Origin of the sequence: Plantibacter sp. RU18 (assembly GCF_050613355.1) — a bacterium.
Taxonomy (GTDB): Bacteria; Actinomycetota; Actinomycetes; order Actinomycetales; family Microbacteriaceae; genus Plantibacter.
On record NZ_CP159618.1, the window covers coordinates 890,452 to 913,791 of the forward strand.

Sequence of the window (23,340 nt, forward strand, 5' to 3'; positions counted from 1 at the left end):
CCGTGCGAGCTGTCGAACGTTTGTAGCTGCAGGACGAACATTGTGTAGCTCCTTGTCTGGGTGATGAGAACTAGCAGATTCCGATGCTGAACGTGCTGGCGCAGCCGATGAGGCTCATGAGGCTGATCCTCTGATCGTGCTCGGCACGGTGGGTGGTGCTGCGTTGCAGGGTGAGGACGAATCCCATTGATGGCTCCTGATGATGAGGTGATCGGTTCGAGGTCTGAAAAAGTGGGTCGGGTCAGCAGAATGCCCAGCTCCAGTTGCTGATACACGCGACCTCGGACGCGGTGCTCGGACTGATCGCTCGGCGGTCTGGCGATGCTGATTGGAGCGCCAGGACGAATTTCATTTCTTCTCCTCTTCTCGGGCCGTCAACAGCTGGCGGTCGAGTCCGATAAATGGCAGGGCAGCTGGGGATGTTTCGGGATGTGGGAACGCGACGTCGCGGTATCGCTTGAGGGCGGCGTAGACACCTGCAGAACCTGTCGCCCAGTCGGTTGACAGTCGAATGATCTGCTCTCCGGGAAAATGAATTCCTGTCCCTCGCAGCACAGCAAAGGTTCCCAGTTCTTGTGCGTGCCGGCGTGCTTCGCCCACGTCAACGAGGTGGGCGAACGGCGATTGCAGGATCGTTGTGACGAAGTAGAGAAATCCTGCACGTCCGTTGAGGAGGTTCGACTGAATCGCGAACGCAGGAGTGGCGCAGCGGAGGATGGAGCGGAGAGTGTCGGCGTCGTGAGGCTCGGGCGCGTAGCCGGTGAGTCGGAGCAACACCAGTCCGACGCCCATCGAGCCGGTGCCGATGTAGGGGAGGGTTCGCCATCCCTCGTTGAGCTGCAGGGAGCCATCGTTGACAAGCGTGCATGCCGACAGATCGATGTTAAGCGCGGTTCTGGCGCGCACAAGATCTGTCGGGTCATGATCGCGCTCGAAACTGCAAATCCAAAAGAGGGCGTGTCCAGTAGCGCCGTGCATGAGTCCGGCTTTGCCCGTCGCCGCCGAGCGTACCCCATCCACCTCAGTCAGATAGGTGACTCCTTGGTCGAGCCGAGTAGATAGCAACGCCCTGATGGTTTCGATCGCGGCGTCAAGTCCGCTGGTGGGTCGTCGCGTGGCTTCGTCCATGAAGAAGATCCCGATGCCCGCGAGCCCTCCATAGAGCTCCGAGGGCAGCAGACTGAAGTCGATCCCGGTCAGCCGGGTAACGAGGGCGTCGGCGGCATCGTGCCGCCCGAAGTGTCGAAGCGTGTGTGCGATGCCGGCAATGCCGTCGTAGAAACCGAAAGCCGGTTGCGTGAGCGCGGCAACGCTGTCCTCGATCCAATCAAGAGTTTTCCGGAGAGAGCGTTCATCGAGGGATGTCGTTAGGAGATTCCCGCAGGCGCCGTGTGCGATGCCGACTGCGTTCTCGGTGAACTGGCGAGGGTCGCCGGGGAAAGCGCGGTCCTTGCGCCACAAAGTGGAACTCTCCCGGATGCCATCCTCTATCAGCTCAAGAATCTCGTCGATACCTGAGAAGGAATCGATGCTCCACTTCTCGATGACGGATCGAGTGGTCGCTGCGACGATGCTGCCGGGACTGTCCCGCGTGCTGCCGACGAATTGAAGGATCGCGCGGCAGTAATCTTCCGGTAGATCGAACATGTCGCGAGCGCGATGGACCAGGTGCTGAAGCTTCAGAGAGTCAAGGGGGATCAGCACGGTCAATGGGAGGAACACGCTCAACATGGTGCAGCCGAGGGCGTAGAGGTCTGCCGCGACACCGATGCGCCCGTCGTTCGCGACGAATCCGGGAGCGCCGGCCGGGGTGATGTTCTGGTCGTCGACGCCGTAGGACATTTCGAAATCGATGAAGACTGGTCGACCGGCGGGGGTGATGAGAATGTTGTTTGGGTGGAGATCGCCGAACACGATCCCGGCTGCATGGAAACTCCGCAGTGCACCTTCGATCTCGACCATGAGCGAGAGCGCCCAATCCCGGTACTCCATGCGGTCCGTCGGCGTTTCATCGGCCCGAATCAGGCGATTTCGTTGCACAAGCTCCGCGTTGAGGGTGCGTCCATCCACGTACTCCTCGACGAGGAAGAGATGACCCGATTGCTCGAATGTGGAATGCAGTGTCACGACGTTGGGGTGATCGCGGAACTGTTCCAGGACGCTTGCTTCCTGCCTGAGGCGAGTGATCGCATCTCTACCTTCCGCAGGTCGGGCTCGAGCGTGCCGTCTGGCCGGCAGATCGCAGGCACGAGATCATCAAGATCGTCACGCACGAAGTCGGACCTGAATGCTCCGTACCGGATGTATAGCGGCCCTTCGTTATAGCGCAGATCGCTCAGAATGTACGGGCCGACTTCGCCGCCGATGGTCATGTCGAGTTCGCGGAGGAGGGCTTCTGTTTGACCATCCGTTGTCGGATATATGGTGACGAATTTTCCGCTGGAACCGCGAGGAGCGTATTTCATGTTCGACCGAATGAGATGCCTCAATGAGGGCAGGAACTTGAATGCCACGTTGTGGAACTCGCAGCAAGCGACGACGGCATCGAGAATCCGTTGGGCATTCTCGACCTGGCCGAGCAGTGGATCTTCCACCCCTGGTGCGGCATCTCCTGGCTCGCAGTGGGAGACATGTAACGCCATCCTCCTGCGTCGATCGAAGACCAGGAGGCCCAGTCGATCGCGCTCGGCAACCGAAGATTCTGCGCCACTGGTCCGCGTCGTCCGTGTTCGACGTCGATCAGGTCATAGAAGTGCGGGTCTGCGTAGCAGTACTCGAGGTAGGCCGTGTCCATCAGGCAAGCGCCATGACAGCGGCTGCCGCTGTAGCCGAGACGGGTTTCTTCATCTTTGACGATTCCTTCCACTGGCCCATGAGCACGTCGGCCCTGGGCGCCACGCTACAACGTTAAGCATCTGGAGTACAAGAGTAAGTTTTGTTGGATGTACAGATGGTTAGCACGCCTCGATGGTGATACGCGCTTCGGCAAGACGCCGTTTCGCTCGCTCAATGAACAATCGCGCGCCGACACCCTTGCGAGCGTGCAGTCCCAAGACGTGCTCGTTCACGCGCATTCTCCGGGAAGCCCCGGGTTGGCGCTGGCGTGTCGTCGGAAGTCGGGTTAGGCTCACTGTTTATCGAACATGTGTTCGAATGATGGGAGGCCACGGATGTTGATCACGAGTACGGAGATCGCCGTCTGGACGACACCAGGGGGCGTGCCCGAGCGGCTGTTCTGGGAGGGTGCCCGGTACACGGTGACGGACACACCGACGCCGCTCGAGCCGAACGTCGCATTCCTCACCCACCCGCCGGCACCGGCACCCGCCTGGCGCTTCCAAGCGACGTCCGCAGACGGTCGCACCTTCGTCTTCGATGTCCGCCTCGACATCGGGCGCGGGCGCTGGCAGCTGCTGCGCGCCTACGACTGACCCCACCGTGCAGGCGGTTCAGGGAGCGACGACAGGCACAGCCGCTGGTTCCAGACGTACCACGATGGCCTTCGACACCGGGGTGTTGCTGCGGTCGGCGGTCGAGTCGAGCGAGACGAGGACGTTCGCCTCGGGGAAGTACGCCGCGGCGCACCCACGGGCCGTCGGGTAGGCGACGACACGGAAACCGCGGAGCTCACGGTCGGGCTGCCCGGGCCACTCGCTGAAGACGTCGACCGACTGCGCGTCGGAGAGGCCGAGCTCGGCGAGGTCGTCGGGGTTCACGAAGATGACGTTCCGACCCTGTTTGATGCCGCGGTACCGGTCGTTCAGGCTGTAGATCGTCGTGTTGAACTGGTCGTGCGAGCGCAGCGTCTGCAGCAACAGTCGGCCGGGCGGGCAGCGCAGCGGTTCGAGCCGGTTCACCGTGAGGAGCGCCCTGCCCTGCACGTTCGTGAACGTCCGGGAGTCGCGCGGCCCGTTCGGCAGGACGAAGCCGTCCTCGCGACGGATCTTCTCGTTGTAGCCCTCACAGCCGGGGACGACACGGCCGATGTGCTCGCGGATGGTGTCGTAGTCGTCCTCGAACTCCTTCCACGCGATCCCCGAGTCCTCGCCCAGCGTCGCACGTGCGAGCCTCGTGACGATCGCAACCTCCGACAGCAGGCCGGGAGCTGCCGGCGGGATGCGTCCGTGCGAGGCGTGGACGGCGCAGACGGAGTCCTCGACACTGACCATCTGCGGGCCGCTCGCCTGCAGGTCGATCTCAGTGCGACCGAGGGTCGGGAGGATGATCGCCGCGTCCCCGGTCACGGCGTGCGAACGGTTGAGCTTCGTCGAGATCTGCACGGACAGGGCGGTGCCGCGCATCGCCGCCTCAGCGGCAGCCGTGTCGGAGATCGCCGCGACGAAGTTCCCGCCGAGGGACACCCAGGTGCGGATCTCGCCGCGCTGCATCGCCCTGATCGCGTTCACCGCGTCGACACCGTGCTCGCGCGGCATCGACACGTGGAACTCGCGTTCCATCGCGTCGAGGAAGACCTCCGGCATCTGCTCCCAGATGCCCATCGTGCGGTCGCCCTGCACGTTGCTGTGCCCGCGGATCGGTGAGGCGCCGGCGCCGGGCTTCCCGATGTTGCCGCGCAGGAGCAGGAGGTTGATGATCTCCTTGATGCCGTTCACGGCGGCCTTGTGCTGGGTCAACCCCATCGCCCACGTGACGATCGTGGCGTTCGAGGCGATGTACCGATCCGCGAGTTCGTCGATCTCGCCGCTCGTCAGGCCGGTGGCTTCGAGGACCTCGGCTTCGTCGAGCGTCGCGAGGTGCGCCGTGAGCTCCTCGAGCCCCAGGCAGTGTTCGGCCAAGAAGTCAGCGTCGAGCACGGTGCCGGGGGCCGCTGCCTCGGCGTCGAGTACTCGTTTAGACACGGCCTGCAGGAGCGCCATGTCGCCGCCGAGCCGGATCTGCAGGAACTGGTCCGAGATGACCGTGCCGCGCCCGACCATCCCGCGTACCGTCTGCGGGTTCTTGTAGCGTTCGAGCGCAGCTTCGGGGAGCGGGTTCACCGACACGATCGTCGCGCCGGCCCGCTTCGCGTCCTCGAGTGCCGTGAGCATCCGCGGGTGGTTCGTGCCGGGGTTCTGGCCCATCACGATGATGAGGTCCGCCTGCTCGAAATCGTCGTAGCGAACCGTCGACTTGCCGATGCCGATCACCTCGCCGAGCGCGGTCCCGGTCGACTCGTGGCACATGTTCGAGCAGTCGGGAAGGTTGTTCGTGCCGAACGCGCGCACGAACAGCTGGTAGGCGAACGCGGCCTCGTTCGACGCACGACCGCTCGTGTAGAACGCGGCCTGGTCGGGGGAGTCCTGGCCGCGCAACTGCTCACCGACGATCGCGAACGCCTCGTCCCAGGTCACCGGCCGATAGTGGTCGGAGCCCGCCGGCTTGTAGACGGGTTCCGCGAGACGCCCCTGCATGCCGAGCCAGTACTCCGACTTCTCGGCGAGGTCGGTGAGCGAGTGCTCCGCCCAGAAGGTGCTCGGAACGACGATCGGGGTGGCCTCCCAGATGACCGCCTTCGCGCCGTTCTCGCAGAACTCGAGTTTCTTGCGGTGATCGGGATCAGGCCAGGCGCAGCTCATGCAGTCGAACCCGCCGCGCTGGTTGATCGAGGTGAGCAGCTGGGCCGTCCGCTTCGGGCCCAGCTGCCGGAGCGCCGGTTCCATCGAGTGGAAGATGCCCGGGAGACCGACGGCGACGTGCTCGGGGTGAGAGATGCGGATGCCGTCGTCGGTGACGTCGTCGACGGGCGGTTCGGTACTCATGCGTTGGCTCCGGTCTGCAATGAGGTGGGTGATCCCCGGTCGTCGTCCTCGACGTCGGACGACGAGACCGGATCGCCCAGCCGGTGCGCGCCGCTGTAGACGACCATCGAGTCGCCACGCAGGAAGCCGACGAGGGTGATCCCGAGTTCCGTGGCGAGTTCGGCGGCGAGCGACGATGGTGCCGACACCGCCGCCAGCATCGGGATGCCGGCCATCGAGGCCTTCTGCATGAGTTCGAAGCTCGCCCGCCCGGACACCATGAGGACCATGCCCCGCAGAGGGAGCAACCCTTCCTTGGCGGCCCAGCCGACGACCTTGTCGACGGCGTTGTGGCGGCCGACGTCCTCGCGGAGGACGAGCATCTCACCCGTCCGCGCATCGAAGAGGGCTGCAGCGTGCAGCCCGCCTGTCCGTTCGAAAGCGGCTTGCTGTGCGCGGAGACGATCCGGGAAGGTGATCAGGAGCGCGGGATCGATGACGAAGTGATCGTCTTGCACCTCGTAGCGCGATGTCGTGCGGACGGCGTCGATGCTCGCCTTGCCGCAGAGGCCGCACGAGCTGGTGGTGAAGAAGTTGCGTGCGAGGCTCGGATCGGGGGCCGGGACGCCGGGCGCGAGGGCGATGTCGAGGACGTTGTAGGTGTTCTCGCCGTCATCGGTCGCTCCGGCGCAGTAGCGGGCTGTGCGGACCTCGTCGCCGCGGGCGATCACGGCCTCCGACACGAGGAATCCGATCGCCAGATCGACGTCGTGGCCGGGGGTGCGCATCGTGATGGCGAGCGAGTGCCCGCCGACGCGGATCTCCAGGGGCTCCTCGACGGCGAGGACGTCCTCGCGGCTGCGCGCCGGTTGCCCGACGGTGATGCGGGTGACGCGTCTGCGCGCGATGATGCGGCTCATGGTCCATGGCTATCACCACCCGGGTGCAAGGGCAAGGTCGCGCCGGAGAGAGCCGGTTGTGCCTGGTGGCAGGCGGCCTAGGCTGGACGCATGTTCGCCGACGTGATCGTGCTCGCCGGGGGGCGATCCTCCCGTCTCGGCGGTGTCGCGAAGGCATCGCTGGTGCGGGACGAGCGCACCCTCCTGGAGCACGCGATCGCAGCGGCCCGGCCCGCCGGAGGGCGGATCGTCGTGGTGGGGCCGGAGGATCGGGATTCGGAGTCGACCGACTCGATGACCGCGGACGTCCGATTCACGCGCGAGCGACCCGCGTTCGGTGGACCGGCCGCAGCGATCGCCGCCGGACTGGATGCACTGCGCGAGGCCGACGGAGTACCCGCCGAATTCGTCGTCGTGCTCGCGTGCGACATGCCGTTCGCGTCGGCAGCGCTCGCAGCCGTGCTCGATGCCGCCGCTCACGCCGCAGCGACGACGGCCGATGAGCGCCGGGTCGACGGCTGGGTCGCGCTCGACGAGACCGGTCGCACGCAGCAGCTCCTCGCCGTCTACCGTGTCGCGAGCCTCGAGGGCCAGATCACGAGGCTTCGTGCTGCCCGTCAGTGGCACGACCTCGCTGGGCTCCCCGTGCGTCACCTCATCGCAGGGCTCGAGCTGCAGCCGGTTACAGTGCCACCCGGCGGCGCGGCCGACGTCGACACGTGGGAGGACGCCGAGCGGCTCGGCGTGATCGTCGCCGAGGAATCGGGAGCAGCGCCCACTCCTGGAGCCACCCTGCCCGGAACCTCGAACGAAGGATCAGCATGACCGATGACCTGCACGCCGTCCTGACGGAGTGGGCCGAGCTCGTGTCCGTCGAACTCGACCTCGGCGAGATCGGCGTCGACATCGACGCGGTCCTCGGTCTCGCGGGAACGGCTGCCCACGCCGTCCGGCGCCCCGCAGCGCCGCTCACCACCTATCTCGTCGGCGTCGCTGTCGGGCGGGCGCTCGCGACCGGGGCCGACCCGGCTGTGGCCGCGCGGGAGGCGACGGCCGCAGTGGCGCGACTCGCAAGCGACCGAGCGGACCCGGCACGCACATGAGGGCGTCGTGGTCATCCGCGCGCCGACTCGCCCATACGGTCGGCGTCGACAACCGCTCTCCGGACACCGAGCGTGTCGCGCTCGTCGGAGCACTCGACCGGGTCCTGGCGGCGGACCTCCTGACGCCGATCCCCATCCCGCACTACGCGTCGTCCGCGATGGACGGCTGGGCCGTGGCCGGGCCGGGACCGTGGCGGCTCCTCGCCCGGGACAGCGCAGACCGCGCCCGGTCGGATCGGATCGGCTCCGGTGAGGCGGTCGAGGTGCTCACCGGCGGCCTGATCCCGACGGGAGCATCGGCCGTCCTGCAGAGCGAGCACGGCGTCGTCACGTCGGTGGACGGCGCTTCCCTCCTCCGGACGGCCGCCCGGGCGCCATTGGACGAGACCCGCCCCGGTCGACACATCCGCGAGGCCGGGACGGAATCCGCGGCCGGATCGACCCTTGTCGCGGCGGGCACGAGGCTGGGGCCCGTGCACCTCGCGGTGGCGGCCGGAGGCGGCTTCGACACGGTCGAGGTGCTGCCGAGGCCGCGCATCGGGCTCGTGCTCACCGGTGACGAGGTCGTCACGGACGGGGTGCCCGAGCCCGGACGCGTGCGCGACAGCTTCGGTCCCTCGCTCCCCGGGGTGATCACCGCGCTCGGCGGCGTCATCTCCGGGACCGTGCGGGTGGGCGACGCACGCGACGCGACCGCCGCGGCCTTGGGAATCGGCTTCGGCCAGGCATCCCCAGAGTCCCGTGCCACCGACGTCATCGTGACGACCGGCGGGACGGGAGCCTCCCGAGCGGACCATGTCCGCGCCCTGCTGCGCGGCGCCGGCGCCGAGTTCCTGGTCGACGGGATCGACGTCCGCCCGGGCGGTCCTGCACTCCTCGCCCGACTCCCGGACTGTCGCCTGTTCGTGTGCCTCCCCGGCAATCCGCTCGCCGCGCTCCTCACCGTCCTGACACTCGTCCACCCCCTGCTCGCCGGTCTCCAGGCTCAACCGCTTCCGGCCCTGCGCCGTGTCGCGCTGGCATCCGCGGTCGACCCGGTGCGCTCAGCGACGACGCTCCGCCCGTATCGCGCCATCCGGGAGGAGGGCGCGCTCGAGGTCACAGCGGAGCCGACGCGCTGGCATGGTGCGGCCATGCTTCGCGGCCTCGCCGACGCCGACGGCGTGCTCGTGTGCCCCGCCGGTGGAGCAGCGATGGGCGACGCGATCCCGAGCCTCGATCTGCCCTGGTGAGCGGCGACCTGCCCTGGTAGGCCTCGATCTGGCCTGGAGGCGTCAGCCCTTGCCCAGCTTCAGCCGGACCCCATGATGGCGTCCCGGATGCTGAGGAACAGGCCGTAGCCGAGGACGGGCACCATCAGCAGCCACCACCAGTCTGCGCGGAACCGGAGCCGCCGTCCGCCGCTCGCGACGCCGCGGGGGACGGCCGTCAGTGTCGGTGCGCCGCGGGCGCTCAACGCCACTGAGCGCTCGGTGCGGAGGCGCTCGTCACGCCATCGCTCCCACTGCGAGACCCGCCTGGTGACCACGTCGACGGCGTCCAGGACGCGGGTCCAGCGCTCGGGGTCGAGCGTCGACAGCTGGCCGGGAGCGTAGAGGAACAGGTGGTCGTCGACGATCTCCACGTCGAACAACGCGGCGGTGTCGATGAACCGGGCCATGATGTCCGGCGTGAACAGGTACAGGGCGTCGGCCTCGTAGCCGTCGGGGCAGTACAGTGCGAAGTGGCGGTCGAAGTCGCCCTCGAGCGAGAGCCGCTGGCTCCGAGCGAACGCCACGGGCAGACGAGGGCGCCGGATCGAGTTGTTCGCCCGGGCATCCAGCACGATGTGGGGGAGCACGGCGTCCAGGCGGATGTCGACGTAGCCCCAGGTGTGCACCTTCGCCTGTCGCCCGGTGCCGATCGTCGCCGTGTGGTTCCCGATCGTCAGTCGCGGTGTCGTGCGGCGGACGAGGACGTCGGTGGCTCGAGAGGTGGTCTCACCCGGGCGGTTGAAGATCATTCCCGGCAGGACGGGTGACGGCGCCTCCGGCCGGTACTCGAGTCCGTTCGCCCGAGCGAAGCCGTCGAGCCGGAACTGCCGGACCCCGCTGCGGCGACGGATCACGCGGAGGCCGAGCAGCACCATGGCCACTGCCAGCACGACGTACGGCACGAGCAGAAGGAGCAGGCTCCAGTCGACGCGCCAGGTGTCGGTGTCGAACAACCGATCGCCGAGGAGGGTCGCCCAGAGGACGAGCAACAGCACCGGGGCGACGAACAGGGCGACCGACTGCCACAGCGCCTGCACGAGTCCGGGACGCACCGAGGACGACAGGGTCGCACGGAAGGCCCGGAGCCGGGAACGATCGATGGGCGCGACGAGCGGTCGGGTGTCGACGACCTGGGGCGTCTGAGTCGTCATACAACCCATTCTGGAGACACACGCCGGAATCCGCACGGACCTGGTCGGATGTCGCGCGTGCGCGGCCGAGAGGTGTTCACAAAAAAGTTCCAGTCGATGTCGATATCCGCGATCGCCAGGAGACGTCATAGTAAGAGGACGCATTCGGCGGCCTCAGGATTGAAGGAGACTCCCATGAAGTACATGCTCATCATGCGCGCAACGGCCGAGGCGAAGGCTGCCTACGAGAACGTGCCGTTCCAGGAGATCATCGAGAAGATGGGCGCCTACAACGAGGCGCTCGCGTCCGCGGGTGTCCTGCTGGCCGGCGAAGGCCTGGCCGACGACCTGACGGACAGCTTCGTCGTCGACTTCGCGGGGGAGACGCCCGCGGTGACGGACGGTCCCTACGGTGAGATCCACGAACTCTTCAACGGGTTCTGGATCATCCAGGTGTCGTCCAAAGAGGAGGCGGCGCAGTGGGCGAGCCGCGCCCCGCTCGGTGCCGGGTCGAAGCTCGAGGTCCGTCGGGTGACGGAGATGAGCGACTTCGCGGATTTCGCAGACACCGATGCCATCAAGAACGAAGCCGTCTGGCGGGCCGAGCACGGGCAGGAGTGACGGGCTCCTCCGAGCAGATGGACCGATGATGCCCGACGCCGTCCGCACCGTCGACGCCGTTTGGCGCATCGAGAGCGCGAAGATCATCGGCACCATCGCCCGCATGACCGGAGACCTCTCCCTCGCGGAGGACGTCGCGCAGGAGGCAGTGGCCGATGCGCTGACCCAGTGGCCGACCGCCGGGGTTCCCACGAACCCCGGCGCCTGGCTCACCACGGTCGCGAAGCGGAAGGCGATCGACACCTGGGACCGCCGTCGCAGACTCGATGACCGCTACCGTTCCCTGGCGCACGATCTCGACGAGTCCATCGCCGGTGCCGACGAGTGGCAGCCGATCGAGGACGACATCCTCCGCCTGGTGTTCACCGCATGCCATCCGGTGCTCGGTCGGGAGGCGCAGATCGCGCTCACGCTGCGCATCGTCGGTGGTCTGTCGACTGCCGAGATCGCCCGGATGTTCTTCGTACCGGTCGCGACCGTCCAGCAGCGGATCGTCCGTGCGAAGGCGACGCTCGGCGCAGCGAACGTGGCGTTCGAAGTCCCCGAGGCGAGCGAGTGGCGTGAGCGCATCGGTGCGGTGCTCGGCGTCGCGTACCTGATCTTCACCGAGGGGTACGCGGCGACGACCGGCGACCAGTGGATCAGGCGCGACCTCGCCGACGAGGGGCTCCGCCTTGCACGGGTGCTGGCTGGACTGCTGCCGCGCGAGCCGGAGGCGCAGGCGCTCGTCGCACTCATGGAGTTCCAGGCGTCGCGGTTCGGCGCCCGGATGACGCCCGACGGGACGCCGATCCTGCTGGCCGACCAGGACCGTGGACGCTGGGACCATTCGCAGATCGAACGAGGACGTGTCGCTCTCGCACGGGCGGACGCTGTCGCGCGGGGTCGGGGTCGGGGGCCGTATGCGCTCCAGGCGGCGATCGCCGAATGCCATGCGACCGCGCCGAGGTTCGCCGACACGGACTGGGATCGCATCGTGCTGCTCTACGAGGCGCTGGCGAGCATCGCACCGAACCCGATCGTCGATCTCAGTCGAGCGGTCGCCGTGTCGATGGCGACTGGACCGGCGAACGCGCTGCGCATCGTCGACCGCATCGGGACCGACGGTGCGCTCCGCGGTTCCCATCTGCTGCCGAGTATCCGAGGCGAGCTCCTGTCGAAGCTCGGGCGGGCGGAGGAGGCCCGGTCGGAACTGCTCGCTGCGGCGCGATTGGCGACGAACACCCGCGAACGCGACGTCCTCCTCGCGAAGGCGGCCGCGTTGGAATCCTGAGCTTCCCGGGCGACGCCGCGAGGAGACGAGAATTGTCTGCGGTCGGATCTGGGGCGGCGTAGGGTCGCGACATGATCTCCGACGATCCGACCCTGACGAACCCCGATCACTATCGGACCCTGTGGGAGAACGACGTCGTCCGGGTGCTCGAGTACACCGATGAGCCGGGCGATCGGACGACTCCCCACGACCATCCCAACTCGGTGCTCGTGGCGCTCACCGACTTCTCCCGCCGGCTGTCGCTCGGTGAACGGACCTTCGACACCGAGTTGCAGGCGGGCACCGCGGTCTGGCTCCCGGCACAACGGCATGCGGGTGAGAACATCGGGCACACCCCGACCAGGACGATCCTCATCGAGTTGAAGGGGGACGCCGCGGGCGAGCCGACCGACTCGAGCCTCGGTCCGGTCCGGTGATGGCCTGACGCCCGCGCCGAAGCGGCGAGACCGTCACCCCGCGAAGTAGTACTCCCGGTGGAGCTTGCAGCCGGGATTGAACGGGGCGGTGCAGCTCGGGCAGGCGTCCACGTCGAGGTAGACCGCGATCGTGAGCTCGGTGGAACAGACGCCGCAGAGGATCGCCTTCTGGTCGTATCGGGCGCGAGGCCACTGCTCGGCCGGATGGTCGGCGCACTCCGCGTGGCACAGGTGGCACGGGTAGTACTCACCGCAGCAGGCGAAGCGGATGGCGATGACGTCGAGGGCGGTTGCGTAGTGCTCGCAGCGGGTCTCGTCATCGACCGTCTTGCCGAGGACCCTGATCGGCGCGACCCCCTTCATCGGACACCCCGGGCGGTCAGTGCGTCGCCCAGTTCGTCGGCGTGCTTCAGCGCCACCACCAGGAACGGCACGACGAAGGTGAACAGGCTCGACCTGGTGCCACGCGCACGCTGCGCCTCCCGCACGCTCAGCGCGAGACGCGCCAGCACCGGAACCGTGTTGATCGCGACCGCCAGCATGAGTGCGATGCGCGCCGGATCGATACCGAGCCGACCGAGCGGCCGCAGCCCGCGCTCGAAGGCGTCGAGCAGGTCGCCGACCCGCGTGCTCAACACGAGCAGCGCGGCGAACAGGATCGCCGCCATCATCCGCGAGGTGTTCGAGAGCGCAGACTCCACGTCCAGGAAGATCAGCTGCCCGACGACGGTGATCGTGATGATCCAGCGGATGAGGAGCACCTGTCGTCCGAGTTCGCGGAGGCCGAGCCCCGACGCGAGGTAGCCGAGCACGGTGACGGAGACCGCGATCATCACGGTCCACCAACTGGTGGGCAGCAGCGAGATGACGAGCACGACGACGAGGATGCCGAACGCCTTCGGGCCGGCGGGGAGGCGATGCAACCAGCCGTTGCCCGGGCGGTAGAGGGTGATCATGGCGTGACCGTCACCATCGGAGGCTCGCGCGGTACGCATCGATGACCTCGGTCGGCTCACCCTGCGCGACGACCCGACCGCCGTCGAACAGCACCGCCGTGTCGCAGCGCGCCGCCAATTCGAGGTCGTGGGTGACGAGCACGAGTTGATGGCCACCCTGCGGACGCAGCAGGTGTTCGGCGACCGCGCGGCTGTTGCGGGCGTCGAGGTATGCGGTCGGTTCGTCGGCGATGAGCAGCGCCGGCCGGCGGATGAGCGCACCGCACAGCGCCAGGAGCTGCTTCTGGCCGCCCGACAACTCATGCGCTGAACGGTCTGCGAGCTCGGTGAGGCGGAAGTCGTCGAGGGCCGTAGCGACCTGCGCGGCGATCTCGGGTTTCGACAGCTTCGTGCCACGCAGCGAGAACGCGACGTCCTCGGCCACAGTCGGCATGACGATCTGCGCGTCGGGATTGCTGAAGACGATGCTGACGAGGCGTCGCAGGGCCGTCGCATCCTTCGCGGCATCGACACCGTGGACGCGGACGCCGCCGGTCGACGGCCTCGTCAACCCGCCGATGAGGCGCGCGAACGTCGACTTGCCGGAGCCGTTCGACCCGATGACGGCGATGCGGGCTGTGTCCAGGCGCAGGCTCACGTCGTCGAGGGCGAGGGTGTCGCCGAGCTGCGAGGTGACGTGGTCGAGCTGGATGACTGGCTGTCCTGGCTGCATTGGCTGTCCGATGTCGTCGATCATCGCACGACCTCGAACACCGCGGCGACTCCGAGGCCGCCGCCGACCGACGCTGCGGCCACGCCGATCGTCCCGGCAGGCGCTCCGCTGCGGACGAGTCGGGAGAAGAGGCGGACGACGGCGACCGCACCACTCGCGCCCCACGGATGCCCGAGGGCGAGGGCGCCACCGTCGGCGCAGACACGCTCGTCGTCGTCGGCGATCCCGAGGCGGTCGAGCACAGCGAGGGTCTGCGCGGCGAAGGCCTCGACGATCTCGAACGCGCCGATGTCCGCGACGCCGAGGCCTGCCCGATCGAGTGCCTCGATGATTGCCGGTGCCGCGCCGATTCCCGGGAGGGCCGGATCGCAGCCGATGACGGCATGCGCGCGGATCGCGAGGCCGGGCGCTTCGCCACGGTGCCCGGCACCTGGCACGAGCAGCACCCCGGCGGCGCCGTCGCTCACCCGACAGGTGTTGCCAGCTGTGAGGGAACCACCGGCGAACAACGGGGTGAAACGATGGAGGAGACGATCGAACCCGGGTCGCGACGGCTCATCCCGATCCGCCGCGTCGACCAGGCGGACGAGCTCGGTGTCGAGTCTGCCGGCCGCTACTGCGCTCGCCGCACGATGGGCGCTGCGCGCGGCGTAGGCATCCTGACGATCGCGTGGGATGCCATCGTGGGTGGCGAGGTCCTGCGCCGCCTGCGTCATGCCGGGGTCGTGCCAGCCCGCGGGGGTGAAGGGTGCGCGGGCGTAGGGGGTGCCGTCGATGGAACGGGTCGGCGCAGTCGACGCGCTCTCGACGCCCCCGGCGATCCGTGGTCGTTCGTCGCCGGCGCTGATTGCCGTCGCCGCCTCGATGATCGCCGCGAGACCGCTGCCGCACTGACGGTCGATCGTGAGCCCGGGCACCTCGAAACCGAGTCCGGCACCGAGGGCTGCGACACGCGCCGGATTACCGCCGGGACCCATGCAGTTGCCGAGGACCACGTCCGCCACGGCCGGTGCATGGCCGAGCGCGGCTGTCGCGTCGTCGTGGAGGGCTCGTGCGACCGGGATCGCGAGCTGCTCGACGGTCAGCGCGGCGAGGGCGCGGCCTCGGGTCGCGATCGGCGTGCGCCGGGCGGCGATGATCACGGGAGCATCGCCGATCTCGTGTTCAGTGCGCAAGGCGTGCCACCTCTCCCGCCTGCACGCGGCGGATGAGCTCGGCGCGCGCGGGTTTCCCGGTGACGGTCCGCGGGAGCTCGCCGGTCACGAACCACCGGCGCGGAAGATGCGTCGGCGGAAGCAGGGCGGTCGAACCCGCCCGCAATCCGGCGCGACGTGGGTTCGTGCCGGGCGCCCGTTCGATGACCGCCGTCACGAGCTCGCCGACACCGCCGTTCGGCAGCCCGAACACGACCGCGTCAGCCACCCCGTCGAGTTGTCGAAGCGCCTGCTCGACGTCTGCCGGGATGACGGTCGCGGCAGCGGTCAGGATCGCGTCGTCAGCCCGACCGAGGAGCGTCAGCCGACCGTCGTCGAGCCGAGCCCGATCGCCGACCGTCGCCCAGTCGCCATCGCGACGGAGCGGGCCGACGCCCTCCAGATACCCAGATGCGAGATACGGCGAGCGGACCCACAGCACGTCGTCGTCACGGATCTCGAGCCGGACGCCGGGGAAGGCGTGGAGGCCCGGGTGCTCGGAGTCGTCATCGTCGACGGCGACGAAGGACAGCTCGGCGGCGCCGTAGTAGGACGTGACGCGGATGCCCGCGGCCACCGCTTTCGCACGGAGGGAGGGGTCGAGGGATGCGCCGCCGATCAGTGCCGCGCGCAGGCGTGGCGGTGGGCCGGCGTCGAGGAGGGTCCGCAGGCCGCCCGGTGTGCCGTGGAAGAGCGTCGCGTCGCGGGCGTCGCCGACGGTGAGCGTGTGCGCACTGGGGAAGGCGAGCGTGAAGCCCGCGTCGGCGGCGTGCGCGACGGAGAAGAGCGAGAGGGAGGACGCGGGCGGCGAGGACAGTGCGATGACGTCGCTCGGGCCGGCGCCGAGGAGATCGGCGACGGCCGCGAAGGAGTCGGACCAGGACGCGGCCGTCCGAAGCACGATCCGCGGTTCCCCGGTGCTGCCCGAGGTGAGCGTCGCCCACGCCTGATCCGGCTGGGGGCCGGCGGCGTCGACCCGGGCGCGGATCGACGCCCAGTGCTGCTCGCTCCAGCGGTCGTCGCCCAGGAGGGGGATGTTCCCGCTCGCGCGCTCGTCGACGGCCGTGCGCGCCAGTGCGGCCGGGTCGCCTCCGCGAAGGGGGACGATCCGGCCGGTGCCCGGCGAGGCCTCCGTCACGCGACGCGCGTGGGCTCGATGGTTCGCGCGGACCTGTCGCCGGACCAGGCCGCATTGCGGAACGCTCGCGGGTAGGCACGAGCCAGCGTCATCGTGATGATTGTCGCGAGGACCACCTTGATGAGGTCGCCCGGCACGAAGACGAGGCTCTGCAGGACGGTCTCGCCGAGCGACAGGCGCGTGACGAGCGACTGGACAGGGATGCCGAACGCGTAGATGACGCCGATGCCACCGACGAGGACTCCGAGCGCCGTGCGCCACCACCGCAGCTTGCGACCGCCGGCGTGCACGATGAGGCCGATGACGAAGGCGCCGACGATCCAGCCGAACAGGTAGCCGGCGCTCGGGCCGACGAACACGCCGATCCCGCCGCGTCCGCCTGAGAGCAGCGGCAGGCCGATCGCGACGAGGGCGAGGAGGACGAGCATCGACAGCATGCCCCGCCATGCACCGAGCACCGCACCGGCGAGCATGACGCCGAGAGTCTGCGCGGTGATCGGCACCGCGCCGAGCACCGAGAACGCGCCTGGAAGGCCGAGGGCCGCGACGATCGCCGCGAACACTGCGATGCGGGCGATGTCGGTCGCGTCGATACGGAGTCTGCTCATGCTGTGTGCCTCTCGGTGGAACGCTCCTGAACGGTGTTCACTTGAACAGCGTTCACTATAGTTGGTGTCATGGTCGGTTCCGAAACAGTGCGTCGTCATCGTCGCGACGATGTGGCAGCGGTCGCACTGCGTATCCTGGACGACCACGGCCTCGCCGATCTCACCATGCGCCGCCTCGCCGCCTCGCTCGACGTCCAGCCGAGCGCGCTCTACTGGCACTTCGAGAACAAGCAGACGCTCATCGCCGAACTCGCCGACCGCATCATCGACGGACATCCGGCATCGGCCGCCGCCGTGTCAGGGGCGGGTGCCGATTGGCGCGCGCGGACGCGAGTCGAGGCCGCTGCCCTGCGCGACGCGCTCCTCGCGTACCGCGATGGCGCCGAAGTCGTCTCGAGCACCCTCGCCCTCGGACTGGGTTCAGGGCGGGCGCTCGGCCGTCTCACCGAGGCAGTCGCGCTCGGTAGGTTCGACGAGGCGACGAGCCGTCGCGCCGGGACCGCGCTCCTGCACTTCGTACTCGGCCATGTCTCCCACGAACAGCAGCGGCTCCAGTACGACAGCGTCGGCGTGCTCGCCGTCGGGGCCGAGACGGATCCACTCGGCGACGATGATCAGGCGCAGGCGTTCGCCTTCGGCGTCGGGCTCCTCGTCGACGGCCTGAGTCTCGTCCCGACCGTGCGCTGAGTCTCGTCCCGACCGCGCGTTCAGGCTCCGGCCCCGGTAGCGTTGAGGGAGTTGGGAGACGACCATGCCGAAGCGGGACGATGATGACGTCGATATCGTCATCGACGCCTGGGCGACGGCGCTCCCGGACGTGGACTTCGCGCCGCTCGACATCGTCTCGCGCCTCCGCCGCCTGCTGCCGCACATGCAGGAGGTGCGCCGCGCGTCGTTCGCCATGAACAACCTGCGCACCTGGGAGTTCGAGTTCCTCTCGATGCTGCGCCAGCACGGCTCGGAAGGCATGACCCCCTCCACGCTCGCGGCCCGGTTGCACGTCACGAGCGGCAACCTCGCCAGCCAGCTCGACAGACTCGCCGCCCGATCGCTCGTCGCCCGGCAGAAGAACGAGGCGGACGCGCGGAGCAAGATCGTCGTGCTCACGCCGCTCGGGCGGCAACGCGTCGATCAGGCGATGCGCCGACTCGTCGACGACGAGAACGCCATCCTCGCCGACCTCAGTCGTGAGCAGGTGAACGTCCTCATCGAGAGCCTGCGGGTGATCGGGAACGCCCTCGACCGTGCGGATCGGCCCGGCACCGATTCCTGACGTGTGTGCGTGGCGCCCCTCGGCAAGCTCGGGGACCGGGGATGGTGTCTCGGGGAGTATCACCCCCCCCGGTCGCCGAGCTTGTCGAGGTGCCGCCCGCCTACTCGACGAGCTTGCCGGCGACCGAGACCTCTTCCATGAGCGCTGCGATCTCGGCCGGGATCGCAGGGATCTCCTCGCGCGCGATGCGACCGGGGCCCGACCACACGAGGTTCACCTGCATGCTCTCGTCGAGCTCGGGGTAGTCCGACCGGTTGTGGCAGCCGCGGGTCTCCCGGCGTTCGAGCGCGGCTTCGAGGGTCGCGCGTGCGGAGAGTGCAGCGGACTTCAGGTCGAAGGCGTGCGCGAGGTCCTGGAACCCGGCGATGTCCGGGTGTACGCCCATATCGGCCATGCGCGCCTCGATGGCGTCGAGTTCGGCGAGGCCTGCGAGCAGTCCGGCCTCGTCGCGGACGACACCCGCGTGCTCGGTCATCGTGTTCCTGATCGCGCGCTGGAGGGAGCGGACGTTCTCCGGCCCGTCGGAGGCGAGCAGCCGGTCGATCTCGGCGCGAGCCTCGTCGACCGCCTCGGCCGAACGGAGTTGCGCATCGAGTCCTGCGGAATACGCCGCAGCGGCCTCGCCGACGATGCGGCCGAACACGAGCAACTCGATGAGGGAGTTGCCGCCCAGGCGGTTCGCGCCGTGCAGACCCGACGAGGCCTCGCCGATCGCGTACAACCCGTCGACGCCGGTGCCGTGGTCCTCTGGCCGGACCCACACGCCGCCCATCGAGTAGTGCGCGGTCGGCGCGATCTCGAGCATCTGCAGTTCGAGCAGGGTCTGGTAGACGCGGGGGAGGCGCTTCATGATGGTCTCGCGTGGCAGGTGCGAGACGTCGAGGAGGACGCCGCCGTTCGGCGTGCCGCGTCCCTCCTTGATCTCCGTGTACGCGGCGAGGGCGACGCGGTCGCGGGTCGAGAGCTCCATGCGTTCCGGGTCGTACCGCGACATGAAGCGCTCGCCGAGACCGTTGCGCAGGATGCCACCCTCGCCACGGGCGGCCTCGGACACGAGGGTGCCGGCCGCGTTCTCGGGCTCGATGAGGCCTGAGGGGTGGAACTGCACGAGCTCGGGGTCGCGGATGCGGCCACCGGCTTCGACGGCGAGACGGAACGAGTCGCCCGTGTTCTCGTCGCGGCGCGAAGACGTTCGTCGCCAGATGCGGTTGTGACCGCCGGCGGCGAGGATGACGGAGTCGGCGTGGATGAGGTAGCGGGTGCCGTTCTCGAGGTCGAAGCCGTACGCCCCGAAGATGACGTTGTCGCGGACGAGGAGCTTCGTGATGTAGACGGTGTCGAGGATCGGGATCTCGAGCTGCGCTGCGCGGTTCACGAGCGTGCGCTGGATCTCGAGGCCGGTGTAGTCGCCCGCGAAGGCCGTGCGACGGAACTTGTGGGCGCCGAAGAACCGCTGCGAGATGCGGCCGTCGTCCTCGCGGGCGAACGGCATGCCGTACCGTTCCAGGTCCTCGATGCCACGGGCGGCGCCTTCGGTCACGATCTGGACGGTGTGGGGGTTTGCGAGCAGGTAGCTCTCCTTGAGGGTGTCCGCCGCGTGCTGCTGCCAGGAGTCCTCGGGATCGATCGTCGCAAGAGCCGCGTTGATGCCGCCGGCGGCGAGCGAGGTGTGTGCGTCCGCCTTCTGTCGCTTGCCGACGGCGATGACGTCGACGCCGCGTTCGGCCAGTTCGATCGCTGCACGGAGGCCCGAGCCGCCGGTTCCGATGACGAGGACGGAGGTGGACAGACGCTGTTCGTGCACGGTGCACTCCTTCGGGACGGGTGCGGTATTCGGATGGCCGCTCTCGGCAGCATAGGTACCGTCGAGCCTCGAACCAAGGCTGCCCTTACTAAGGACGGCCTTAGCGGTATGTCCCACCGTGCGCGCTCACCCAGCGCAACGAACATCGTTCACCTGGTTGAACCATGTTCGTTATGCTGGAAGGATGACCGAGAAGCGTGTCGATGATCCGGCACGGGATGGAGTCCAGACATGACCAGCACGCCGGACACGACCAAGAGCACAGGGCGACTCCGAGTCGTCGTGGCCACGCCGCTCGCCGAAGCGCTGTGCGAACTGATCGAGGCGAAGGAGCCGCGTCTCGAGGTCGTACGCGACCAGAGCCTGCTCCCGCCGATGCGCCACGCTGCCGACTTCTCCGGCGATCCGTCGTTCCAGCGCACGCCGGAGCAGCAGGCGGCCTTCGAAGCGCTCGTCGACTCGGCGGACGTCCTCTACGGCATCCCCGACGTCGACCCCGCCGCGCTGGCCCGGACTGCTGCCGCGAACCCTGGCCTCCGCTGGGTGCAGACTATGGCGGCCGGCGGCGGCGGTCAGGTGAAGGCTGCGGGACTCGACGCCCAGCAGCTCGAACGGATCGCGTTCTCGACGTCGGCCGGTGTGCACGGTGGGCCACTCGCCGAGTTCGCCGTCTTCGGTGTCCTGGCCGGGGCCAAGACGCTCCCGCGCCTGCTCGCGCAGCAGGCGCGCCGCGAGTGGACCGGCCGTTGGGGTATGGGTCAGGTCAGCGAGCAGACCGTGCTCGTGCTCGGGCTCGGTGGGATCGGTCGCGAGGTCGCTGCGAAGCTGTCCGCGCTCGGTGCCACGATCATCGGCACGAGCCGTCACGACGTCGACGTCCCCGGTGTCTCGCGGGTCGTCCACCCGGACGACCTGGCATCGGTCATCGGCGAAGCCGACGCGATCGTCACGACGCTGCCCGGAACCGAAGCGACCACCGGGCTCCTCGGGGAAGCGTTGCTGCGTGCCGTGAAGCCGGGGGTGACGGTGGTGAACGTCGGTCGAGGCACCGTCATCGATGAGCCCGCCCTCATCGCCGCACTGCAGGACGGGCGCGTCGGTTTCGCTGCCCTCGACGTGTTCGCCGTCGAGCCGCTCGATGAGGGCAGCGAGCTCTGGGGTCTGTCGAACGTGCTCGTCAGTCCGCACACCGCAGCGCTCAACGACGCGGAGGACCGCCTGATCGCCGAGCTGTTCGCCGACAACGCGACACGCTTCCTCGACGGCAAGGCGCTGCGCAATCGCGTCGACACCGTCGAGTTCTACTGAGTCACGAGCACGAGCGGTCGTCGTTCAGCGTATTGAACGTCGTTCAGCATGGTGATACATTCGCCCCATGACTTCGCTCTTCGATCTGACCGGGCGTATCGCCCTCGTCACCGGATCCAGCCGCGGCATCGGTCGGTCGATCGCCGCCGCCCTCGCTGATGCGGGCGCGACCGTGGTGCTCAACGGGCTCGATGAGACGCGCCTCGAGGCCACTCGAGCCGCCTTCGCCGAGCGGTCCGGCACAGATCGCGTCTTCGCGCGTGCCTTCGACGTCACCGATGACGCCGCGGCCGCCGAGGGAGTCGCGTGGGTCGAGGAGCACGTCGGTCCGCTCCGTATCCTCGTGAACAACGCCGGCGTCCAGCACCGCGTCCCGATGCTCGAGCTGGCATTGGAGGACTGGGACCGGGTCCTGCGTACCAACCTCACGAGCGCCTTCCTCGTCGGACGTGCCGCCGCCTCCGTCATGATCCCGCGCGGCGAGGGCAAGATCATCAACGTCGCGTCCGTCCAGGCCGACCTCGCGCGCCCGACCATCTCCGCGTACACCGCATCGAAGGGCGGCATCCGCAACCTCACTCGCGCGATGACGGCGGAGTGGGCGGGATCCGGCCTGCAGATCAACGCGATCGCCCCGGGCTACATCCACACGGAGATGACACAGCAGCTCGTCGACGACGAGGCCTTCAACTCCTGGATCCTCGGCCGCACCCCCGCCAACCGGTGGGGGACGTCGGACGACCTCGCCGGCCCCGCCGTGTGGCTGGCCTCCGGCGGCTCGGACTACGTCAACGGGCAGATCATCTTCATCGACGGGGGGATGACCGTTGTCGTCTGAGGCCAGCACCGTCGGCAGCGACCCTGCAGACGCGACCCGCGCACTCGCCGTCGTCGCGCACGCCGCGAACGATCTCCGCATCGAACCCGTGGAACCGCGTCTGCCCGGCGCAGACGAGGCCGTCGTCGAGATCGCCTATGGCGGCATCTGCGGCTCCGACCTCCACTACTGGAAGCACGGTGCGGCAGGCGAGTCCATCCTCCGCGCGCCAATGGTCCTGGGTCACGAGGTCGTCGGTACAGTGCTGCGCCCGGCCGCCGACGGCAGCGGGCCGGCTGCAGGCACGCGCGTCGCAGTCCACCCGGCGACGCCGGGCCCCGGCAACGGCGCGCGGTACCCGCAGGACAGCCCGAACCTCTCGCCCGGGTGCACCTACCTCGGCAGTGCTGCCCGGTTCCCGCACACCGACGGCGCCTTCTCGCGTGAAGCGGTCCTGCGCGCCGACATGCTCCGTCCGCTGCCCGACGGTCTGCCGCTTCGTCGCGCGGCGCTCGCCGAGCCTGCTGCCGTCGCCTGGCACGCCGCGAGTCGCGCGGGTGACCTCGCAGGGAAGCGCGTGCTCGTCATCGGTGCCGGCCCGATCGGAGCGCTCATCGTCGCCGTCGCCAAGCGTGCCGGTGCCGCGGAGATCGTCGTCACCGACCTCGCCGAGGGGCCACTCGCGACTGCGACCGCGGTGGGTGCCACGATCACGATCGACGCTCGGGATGCCGACGCCATCGCGGCCGTCGACGCCGATGTCGCGTTCGAATCCTCCGGGAGTTTCCGGGGACTCGCTTCGGCGATGCTCGGTGCGACCCGCGGCGGTACCGTCGTCATGGTCGGCCTGCTGCCGGCGGGAGAGCAGCCGGCGCTGATCTCCATCGCGATCACCCGCGAGCTCACGCTGCGCGGCTCGTTCCGCTTCAACGACGAGATCGACGCGGTGATCGAAGCGCTCGCCGACGGTTCTCTCGACGTGGACGCCGTCGTCACCCATGAGTTCCCCATCGACGACGCTCTCGAGGCCTTCGAGGTCGCTGCGGACTCGGCGCGGTCGGGCAAGGTGCTGCTCGCGTTCTGAGCTGGCGCGCGGCG

The 23,340-nt window shown here is 68.6% G+C and carries 24 protein-coding genes; 12 read left to right on the forward strand and 12 right to left on the reverse strand.

Annotated features, from left to right (window positions below; translation table 11 throughout):
- Positions 1–348: 348 nt before the first annotated feature.
- Together ABMA10_RS04255 and ABMA10_RS04260 are read right to left on the reverse strand one after the other, a co-directional pair.
- Positions 349–2,238 carry a protein kinase domain-containing protein gene (locus ABMA10_RS04255; RefSeq protein ID WP_431031516.1) on the reverse strand — a complete coding sequence of 630 codons (1,890 nt, stop codon included), beginning with the start codon at positions 2,236–2,238 and terminating at the stop codon, positions 349–351.
- Positions 2,124–2,594 (reverse strand): hypothetical protein, encoded by a 471-nt coding sequence (locus ABMA10_RS04260; protein ID WP_347867325.1) that lies wholly within the window; start codon positions 2,592–2,594, stop codon positions 2,124–2,126. The genes ABMA10_RS04255 and ABMA10_RS04260 overlap by 115 nt, the downstream gene beginning before the upstream one ends.
- A 576-nt stretch (positions 2,595–3,170) precedes the next feature.
- Here ABMA10_RS04260 and ABMA10_RS04265 point away from each other — a divergent pair.
- Complete coding sequence (locus ABMA10_RS04265) at positions 3,171–3,431, forward strand: hypothetical protein (protein ID WP_347867324.1); 261 nt, start codon at positions 3,171–3,173, stop codon at positions 3,429–3,431.
- 18 nt (positions 3,432–3,449) lie between these two features.
- On the opposite strand, the gene ABMA10_RS04270 is transcribed toward ABMA10_RS04265, so the two are convergent.
- Both ABMA10_RS04270 and fdhD read right to left on the reverse strand, forming a co-directional pair.
- Positions 3,450–5,759 carry an FdhF/YdeP family oxidoreductase gene (locus ABMA10_RS04270; protein ID WP_347867323.1) on the reverse strand — a complete coding sequence of 770 codons (2,310 nt, stop codon included), beginning with the start codon at positions 5,757–5,759 and terminating at the stop codon, positions 3,450–3,452.
- Complete coding sequence (gene fdhD, locus ABMA10_RS04275) at positions 5,756–6,658, reverse strand: formate dehydrogenase accessory sulfurtransferase FdhD (protein WP_347867322.1); 903 nt, start codon at positions 6,656–6,658, stop codon at positions 5,756–5,758. Before fdhD ends, ABMA10_RS04270 begins: the two co-directional genes overlap by 4 nt.
- Positions 6,659–6,748: 90 nt before the next feature.
- Between fdhD and mobA the strand changes: the two genes are divergently transcribed.
- Genes mobA through ABMA10_RS04290 form a run of 3 tightly spaced genes read left to right on the forward strand, consistent with a single transcriptional unit; the run spans position 6,749 to position 8,972 of the window.
- A complete protein-coding gene (gene mobA / locus ABMA10_RS04280; RefSeq protein ID WP_347867321.1) occupies positions 6,749–7,462 on the forward strand; it encodes a molybdenum cofactor guanylyltransferase in 714 nt (237 codons plus the stop codon).
- Positions 7,459–7,740 (forward strand): DUF6457 domain-containing protein, encoded by a 282-nt coding sequence (locus tag ABMA10_RS04285; protein WP_347867320.1) that lies wholly within the window; start codon positions 7,459–7,461, stop codon positions 7,738–7,740. The genes mobA and ABMA10_RS04285 overlap by 4 nt, the downstream gene beginning before the upstream one ends.
- On the forward strand, positions 7,737–8,972 hold the full coding sequence (locus ABMA10_RS04290) for a molybdopterin molybdotransferase MoeA (protein ID WP_347867319.1): 1,236 nt from the start codon (positions 7,737–7,739) through the stop codon (positions 8,970–8,972). The genes ABMA10_RS04285 and ABMA10_RS04290 overlap by 4 nt, the downstream gene beginning before the upstream one ends.
- Positions 8,973–9,031: 59 nt before the next feature.
- On the opposite strand, the gene ABMA10_RS04295 is transcribed toward ABMA10_RS04290, so the two are convergent.
- A complete protein-coding gene (locus ABMA10_RS04295) occupies positions 9,032–10,144 on the reverse strand; it encodes a hypothetical protein (protein ID WP_347867318.1) in 1,113 nt (370 codons plus the stop codon).
- Positions 10,145–10,318: 174 nt separating this feature from the next.
- Between ABMA10_RS04295 and ABMA10_RS04300 the strand changes: the two genes are divergently transcribed.
- From ABMA10_RS04300 to ABMA10_RS04310, 3 genes are all read left to right on the forward strand, one after another.
- Positions 10,319–10,744 carry a YciI family protein gene (locus ABMA10_RS04300; RefSeq protein ID WP_347867317.1) on the forward strand — a complete coding sequence of 142 codons (426 nt, stop codon included), beginning with the start codon at positions 10,319–10,321 and terminating at the stop codon, positions 10,742–10,744.
- A gap of 28 nt (positions 10,745–10,772) precedes the next feature.
- Positions 10,773–12,017: an RNA polymerase sigma factor gene (locus ABMA10_RS04305; protein ID WP_347867316.1), complete on the forward strand. Its 1,245-nt coding sequence runs from the start codon at positions 10,773–10,775 to the stop codon at positions 12,015–12,017.
- A 71-nt stretch (positions 12,018–12,088) separates the two neighbouring features.
- Positions 12,089–12,433 carry a cupin domain-containing protein gene (locus tag ABMA10_RS04310; protein ID WP_347867315.1) on the forward strand — a complete coding sequence of 115 codons (345 nt, stop codon included), beginning with the start codon at positions 12,089–12,091 and terminating at the stop codon, positions 12,431–12,433.
- 33 nt (positions 12,434–12,466) lie between these two features.
- On the opposite strand, the gene ABMA10_RS04315 is transcribed toward ABMA10_RS04310, so the two are convergent.
- Genes ABMA10_RS04315 through ABMA10_RS04340 form a run of 6 tightly spaced genes read right to left on the reverse strand, consistent with a single transcriptional unit; the run spans position 12,467 to position 17,040 of the window.
- Positions 12,467–12,796 (reverse strand): CHY zinc finger protein, encoded by a 330-nt coding sequence (locus ABMA10_RS04315; RefSeq protein WP_347867314.1) that lies wholly within the window; start codon positions 12,794–12,796, stop codon positions 12,467–12,469.
- Positions 12,793–13,389 (reverse strand): energy-coupling factor transporter transmembrane component T family protein, encoded by a 597-nt coding sequence (locus ABMA10_RS04320; RefSeq protein WP_347867313.1) that lies wholly within the window; start codon positions 13,387–13,389, stop codon positions 12,793–12,795. The genes ABMA10_RS04315 and ABMA10_RS04320 overlap by 4 nt, the downstream gene beginning before the upstream one ends.
- Before the next feature lie 10 nt (positions 13,390–13,399).
- Positions 13,400–14,125: an energy-coupling factor ABC transporter ATP-binding protein gene (locus ABMA10_RS04325; protein WP_347867312.1), complete on the reverse strand. Its 726-nt coding sequence runs from the start codon at positions 14,123–14,125 to the stop codon at positions 13,400–13,402.
- Positions 14,122–15,276 carry a thiolase family protein gene (locus tag ABMA10_RS04330; protein ID WP_347867311.1) on the reverse strand — a complete coding sequence of 385 codons (1,155 nt, stop codon included), beginning with the start codon at positions 15,274–15,276 and terminating at the stop codon, positions 14,122–14,124. The genes ABMA10_RS04325 and ABMA10_RS04330 overlap by 4 nt, the downstream gene beginning before the upstream one ends.
- Positions 15,266–16,432, reverse strand: a complete 1,167-nt coding sequence (locus tag ABMA10_RS04335; protein WP_347867310.1) for a class I adenylate-forming enzyme family protein — start codon at positions 16,430–16,432, stop codon at positions 15,266–15,268. Before ABMA10_RS04335 ends, ABMA10_RS04330 begins: the two co-directional genes overlap by 11 nt.
- Positions 16,429–17,040, reverse strand: a complete 612-nt coding sequence (locus ABMA10_RS04340) for a biotin transporter BioY (protein ID WP_347867309.1) — start codon at positions 17,038–17,040, stop codon at positions 16,429–16,431. The genes ABMA10_RS04335 and ABMA10_RS04340 overlap by 4 nt, the downstream gene beginning before the upstream one ends.
- 69 nt (positions 17,041–17,109) lie before the next feature.
- Between ABMA10_RS04340 and ABMA10_RS04345 the strand changes: the two genes are divergently transcribed.
- Together ABMA10_RS04345 and ABMA10_RS04350 are read left to right on the forward strand one after the other, a co-directional pair.
- Positions 17,110–17,727 (forward strand): TetR family transcriptional regulator, encoded by a 618-nt coding sequence (locus tag ABMA10_RS04345; RefSeq protein ID WP_347867308.1) that lies wholly within the window; start codon positions 17,110–17,112, stop codon positions 17,725–17,727.
- Positions 17,728–17,791: 64 nt separating this feature from the next.
- Complete coding sequence (locus ABMA10_RS04350) at positions 17,792–18,313, forward strand: MarR family winged helix-turn-helix transcriptional regulator (RefSeq protein WP_347867307.1); 522 nt, start codon at positions 17,792–17,794, stop codon at positions 18,311–18,313.
- 100 nt (positions 18,314–18,413) lie between these two features.
- Here the strand turns inward: ABMA10_RS04350 and ABMA10_RS04355 are convergent, their stop codons facing one another.
- Positions 18,414–20,117, reverse strand: coding sequence for an FAD-binding protein (locus ABMA10_RS04355; RefSeq protein ID WP_431031246.1), 1,704 nt, complete (start codon positions 20,115–20,117; stop codon positions 18,414–18,416).
- Positions 20,118–20,348: 231 nt separating this feature from the next.
- On the opposite strand from ABMA10_RS04355, the gene ABMA10_RS04360 reads away from it, so the two are divergent.
- The 3 genes from ABMA10_RS04360 (at position 20,349) to ABMA10_RS04370 (ending at position 23,326) form a co-directional block, all read left to right on the forward strand.
- Complete coding sequence (locus ABMA10_RS04360; protein ID WP_347867305.1) at positions 20,349–21,425, forward strand: D-2-hydroxyacid dehydrogenase; 1,077 nt, start codon at positions 20,349–20,351, stop codon at positions 21,423–21,425.
- 67 nt (positions 21,426–21,492) lie between these two features.
- A complete protein-coding gene (locus tag ABMA10_RS04365; protein ID WP_431031247.1) occupies positions 21,493–22,263 on the forward strand; it encodes an SDR family oxidoreductase in 771 nt (256 codons plus the stop codon).
- Entirely contained in the window at positions 22,253–23,326 is a 1,074-nt protein-coding gene (locus ABMA10_RS04370; RefSeq protein ID WP_347867303.1) for an L-idonate 5-dehydrogenase, read from the forward strand. The genes ABMA10_RS04365 and ABMA10_RS04370 overlap by 11 nt, the downstream gene beginning before the upstream one ends.
- Positions 23,327–23,340 lie beyond the last annotated feature (14 nt).

Coding starts and splice junctions, on each gene's coding strand:
- ABMA10_RS04265 (WP_347867324.1), top strand. CDS start 3,171: ATGTTGATCACGAGTACGGAGATCGCCGTCTGGACGACACCAGGGGGC.
- ABMA10_RS04270 (WP_347867323.1), bottom strand. CDS start 5,759: ATGAGTACCGAACCGCCCGTCGACGACGTCACCGACGACGGCATCCGC.
- fdhD (WP_347867322.1), bottom strand. CDS start 6,658: ATGAGCCGCATCATCGCGCGCAGACGCGTCACCCGCATCACCGTCGGG.
- mobA (WP_347867321.1), top strand. CDS start 6,749: ATGTTCGCCGACGTGATCGTGCTCGCCGGGGGGCGATCCTCCCGTCTC.
- ABMA10_RS04285 (WP_347867320.1), top strand. CDS start 7,459: ATGACCGATGACCTGCACGCCGTCCTGACGGAGTGGGCCGAGCTCGTG.
- ABMA10_RS04290 (WP_347867319.1), top strand. CDS start 7,737: ATGAGGGCGTCGTGGTCATCCGCGCGCCGACTCGCCCATACGGTCGGC.
- ABMA10_RS04295 (WP_347867318.1), bottom strand. CDS start 10,144: ATGACGACTCAGACGCCCCAGGTCGTCGACACCCGACCGCTCGTCGCG.
- ABMA10_RS04300 (WP_347867317.1), top strand. CDS start 10,319: ATGAAGTACATGCTCATCATGCGCGCAACGGCCGAGGCGAAGGCTGCC.
- ABMA10_RS04305 (WP_347867316.1), top strand. CDS start 10,773: ATGCCCGACGCCGTCCGCACCGTCGACGCCGTTTGGCGCATCGAGAGC.
- ABMA10_RS04310 (WP_347867315.1), top strand. CDS start 12,089: ATGATCTCCGACGATCCGACCCTGACGAACCCCGATCACTATCGGACC.
- ABMA10_RS04315 (WP_347867314.1), bottom strand. CDS start 12,796: ATGAAGGGGGTCGCGCCGATCAGGGTCCTCGGCAAGACGGTCGATGAC.
- ABMA10_RS04320 (WP_347867313.1), bottom strand. CDS start 13,389: ATGATCACCCTCTACCGCCCGGGCAACGGCTGGTTGCATCGCCTCCCC.
- ABMA10_RS04325 (WP_347867312.1), bottom strand. CDS start 14,125: ATGATCGACGACATCGGACAGCCAATGCAGCCAGGACAGCCAGTCATC.
- ABMA10_RS04340 (WP_347867309.1), bottom strand. CDS start 17,040: ATGAGCAGACTCCGTATCGACGCGACCGACATCGCCCGCATCGCAGTG.
- ABMA10_RS04345 (WP_347867308.1), top strand. CDS start 17,110: ATGGTCGGTTCCGAAACAGTGCGTCGTCATCGTCGCGACGATGTGGCA.
- ABMA10_RS04350 (WP_347867307.1), top strand. CDS start 17,792: ATGCCGAAGCGGGACGATGATGACGTCGATATCGTCATCGACGCCTGG.
- ABMA10_RS04360 (WP_347867305.1), top strand. CDS start 20,349: ATGACCAGCACGCCGGACACGACCAAGAGCACAGGGCGACTCCGAGTC.
- ABMA10_RS04365 (WP_431031247.1), top strand. CDS start 21,493: ATGACTTCGCTCTTCGATCTGACCGGGCGTATCGCCCTCGTCACCGGA.